Here is a 3,449-nt window from a genome sequence, read left to right as displayed (position 1 = left end):
CCGCAGGGGGGGGGCGGGCGCGCGGGCCTCGGCCATGGCCGCCGCCAGCAGGGGCTGGATGGCCTCGGCCCCCGGGCCGGAAAGGTCGAACAGCCGGGGCAGCCGCGCGGGCCAGTCGCGAAGATCGCGCGCGCGGCTCTCGCCAAGCGCATGGAAGGCCGCCAGCCGCCGCCCCGCCGGGCCGGGATCGTCGCCCTCGGCCCGAAGGCACCAGTGATCGCGCAATTCGGCCTCGGTCGGTGCCGCCCGCCCGGCCGGGACCGGCAGGGCCACCACGGCGCGCAGGGCCAGGCGGCGGCGCCAGAGCCGCGCGGGCGCGGCCTCGGAGCAGGCCATGGGATGCAGCCAAGCCAGCGCCGCCCCGGCGGCGAAGCCGGGGGGATGCGCCTCGGGCTCTCGGCCCAGCCAGGCGGGCAGGTCCGGGCCCGGCGGCGCAAGATCCTCCGGCCGGTCCGGTGGCGGATCGGCGGCCAGATCGGAAAGCGGATCGAGCGGGGTCTGCGACATGGAACCGGGTTAGCACAGCCGCGCGCCCACCGCCAATCGCGGCCTAGAGCGGCCGCACGAGCCCGGCCTCTTCCAGCGCGGCCAGAAGCCGGGCGGTGTCTTGCAGGATGCGGTCGGGGGCGACATCGGGGAAAGCCTCGGCCAGCACCTCGGCCAGATCTGCGGCGCTGCCGGGGGTTTCCAGCATCTGCCACAGCAGATGGCCGATCGGATTCAGCTCCCACAGCATCGCCTCGCCCGGCCGCCACAAGAAGGCCGCGCCGCCGTGGCGCCGCAACCGCGCCTGGGGCGCGCGGCGGAACGGATGGTCCGCCGGAACCGCCCGGGCGAAGGGCTCGGCCGGGGCGGGGGGCAGGGCGGGGGCTGGGGCGAAATCCGCGGGCGGGCGGCCGCCCTCGGCGAAAAGCCCGGTGATCAGCGCCGCCGCCTCGTCCAGATCGGAATAGACCAGCCGCAGGCAGGTGGCCTCGGCCGTCAGCGCCCGCACCCGCTCGAACGCCTCGGCCCCGCTGTCGAAGCCGGTCAGGGTCTGCCGCAAGAGCGCGGAAAGCGCCTCGGCCGGGTCGAGCGCATGCAACCGCGCCGGAGCGCCCGCGCGCCGGTCGAGGAAAAGGATCGATCCCAGCCCGGCCCGGGTGCCATGCGGGGCCTGTCCCGCAAGCCGCACATAGCCGTAGCGGTCGTCCGAAAGGATCATCGAATCGCGCGCCAGCGCCCGAAGCCGGGCCGAGGCGGCAGGGACCGGCAGACGCAGCCGGGGCGCGATGCCAAGCGCGATGCCCTCGCCCGCGCCTTCGCCCTGATCTCGGGCCACCACCGGCAGCACGTCGTCGCAGAAAAGCGCCACGCCCGGCTCGGCGCCGAGACGGGTGACCAGGGTGCTTTTGCCCGCCCGCGTCCGCCCGGTCAGCAGCACGAGCCGCCCGCCGATGCGCAGGGCCCCGCAATGCAGGCCGATGGCGTCGGGATGGCTTTCGGCCCAGTTCTGCGACAGATCGGCGACCAAGGCGCAAACCGCGCTGGCCAGCGGCAGGTTCGCGCTTGGCCGGTCGAGATAGCGCGATTGCAGGTGATAGCGCGCGCCGCCCGCGCCTTGGCGGGCCGAGACGGCGGCCAGGACCGCGTCGTCGCCCGGATCGGCGGGGCGGGACGCCGGAATCCAGCCCGCCAGGCAATCGCCGAGCGCGGCGCGCAAGGCCGGGTCCGGGGTCATCACGATCCGCCCGGAGAGGCCCGGGAAATGCAGCGCCACCAGATCGGGCGGGGCGGCTTTCCTTCTGGAACGGGTCCTATGCATCCGGGCGGATCCTTCTTCTGTCATCGGGGTCCGGGCGGACCTGCCTTAGCGGAACATCCGCCGCAACCATTCGGGCGTGGTGCCGTTGCCCTGCCCGCGGCCCGCGCGCGCCGGACGGCTGTTGCGCGAGGGACGGCTGTTCCGCCCTGGACGGCTGTTGCGCGAGGGCGCGCTGTTGCGCGAGGGGCCGCTCGACCGGCTCGGGCCCGAATTGCCCCCGCGCGAATTGCCACCCGAATTGCCACCCGAATTTCCGCTGGCGCGCGCCGCGTCGAATCCGGCCAGCGTCGGCACCGCATAGGCGGCGCCCGCCGCCAGCCCCAGCCGCACCAGCATCCGGCGGCGCGAGATCATGTCAGAGGCGGAATTGCTCATCGGTTCGTCCTTTCCTGAGTTGCGCCCGGCCGTTCCGACCGTGCTGCCAGAAGAACGGGCGGGCGGGCGGCCTTATTCCCCGCTAAGGTGAAAATAAGCGGGATTTTCCGCTGCATCAGATGCAAGGCACTGATTCGACACGGAAATAACGCCATGCCCGAAGGTTTCGTCAAAACCCGCCTCACCCAGATCGCGGGCGCAGGCGATCAGCCTTTCGGTATGTTCCTCTCGCGTAAGCTCGGGGCGGCGGGCGATCTCGACCGCAAGCACCGCCGTCACGAAGGGCGCGGCATAGGACGTGCCCGAGCGCAGCCGCCCGCCCGAGATCGAAGCCGCCGTCCAAAGATTCACCCCCGGCGCTGCGAAGGTCACATAGGGGCCGCGATTGGCCTGGCGCCAGGCCCTGTCCCTGGCGTCGATCGCGGTCACGGCGATCACCTCGGGCCAGGCGGCGGGATAGGCGGGTGCCGCCCCCGGACCACCGTTCCCCGCCGCCGCGACCAGCCCGACCCCGGCCGCCGCCGCGCGCTGCACCAGCGCCTGCAGCACCGGATTCTCGGGCCCGGAAAACGACATGTTGATGACCGAGACCTGCCGGTCCAGCAGAAGGTCGATCCCGCGCGCAATGGCGAAGGCATCGGCGCTTTCCTGTCCGGCGCTGCGGTGGAAGGCCTCGACCGCGTGCAGCTCGGCCAATGGCAGAAGGCCGGGCGTGCGGCTGTCCAGCCGCCCGATCAGCAGGGCCGCGACGGCGGTGCCGTGCTGGCGCCCGGCCGCCTCACGCGCGCCCGCCCCCGTGCCGGTCTCGGTGCCAGTCTCGAAGGGATGCAGGTGCAGGCGCTGGCCCGCCAGCGCCTCGTGTGCCGGGTTGATCCCGGTGTCGATCATGCCGATCCGGGGCGCCATGGCGCTTGGCCAGCCCGACCAGCCGATCATCTCTTGCGCGGCGCAACTGCCGTCGGGGCACAGGAAATCCTCGGGGGTGTAAAGCGTGTTCAGCCCGGCCGGGGCGCCGGGAAAGCGCGCGCCCAGATCGGCCAGGGCCTGCGCCGCATCCGCGCCCGGCGGCAAGGCGAGCCGATAGAGATGGCCCTGCGACAGCGCGCTGTCCTGCAAGACCGGATAGCCCGCCGCCGCCAGCACATCGGTCGGCACCGCCAGCGGCAGCAAGAGCACCAGCTCGGGCCGCACGGGCGGCGGGGGGGTCGGCCGAGGCGCGGGACGGTTCGGCGCCTCGCGGGCGGGCCGCGCCGGGGCCGAGGGCCGCGAC

Annotated in this window: 4 protein-coding genes; all 4 read right to left on the bottom strand. The window is 73.8% G+C overall.

Translation table 11 applies throughout. The features are described from left to right. The coding region (locus ABNX41_RS21565) for a DUF1403 family protein (protein WP_438671736.1) at window positions 1–507 on the bottom strand (507 nt) is incomplete at its 3' end. A 43-nt stretch (window positions 508–550) separates the two neighbouring features. Beyond that, window positions 551–1,804: a PqqD family protein gene (locus tag ABNX41_RS21560; RefSeq protein WP_438671735.1), complete on the bottom strand. Its 1,254-nt coding sequence runs from the start codon at window positions 1,802–1,804 to the stop codon at window positions 551–553. A 45-nt stretch (window positions 1,805–1,849) separates the two neighbouring features. Then, window positions 1,850–2,179 carry a hypothetical protein gene (locus ABNX41_RS21555; RefSeq protein ID WP_438671734.1) on the bottom strand — a complete coding sequence of 110 codons (330 nt, stop codon included), beginning with the start codon at window positions 2,177–2,179 and terminating at the stop codon, window positions 1,850–1,852. A gap of 72 nt (window positions 2,180–2,251) precedes the next feature. Next, window positions 2,252–3,449 (bottom strand): S8 family serine peptidase (locus ABNX41_RS21550; protein WP_438671733.1); only part of this gene is annotated, 1,198 nt, incomplete at its 5' end.

Source organism: Pseudogemmobacter sonorensis, from assembly GCF_042762395.1.
Classification (GTDB): Bacteria; Pseudomonadota; Alphaproteobacteria; order Rhodobacterales; family Rhodobacteraceae; genus Pseudogemmobacter; species Pseudogemmobacter sonorensis.
The sequence above is the reverse complement of the archived record's forward strand: the minus strand, read 5'-3'. Positions and strand labels throughout refer to the sequence as shown.

Bases quoted from the DNA above. Each gene is read 5' to 3' on its own strand.
- ABNX41_RS21560 (WP_438671735.1), bottom strand. From the start codon at position 1,804: ATGCATAGGACCCGTTCCAGAAGGAAAGCCGCCCCGCCCGATCTGGTG.
- ABNX41_RS21555 (WP_438671734.1), bottom strand. From the start codon at position 2,179: ATGAGCAATTCCGCCTCTGACATGATCTCGCGCCGCCGGATGCTGGTG.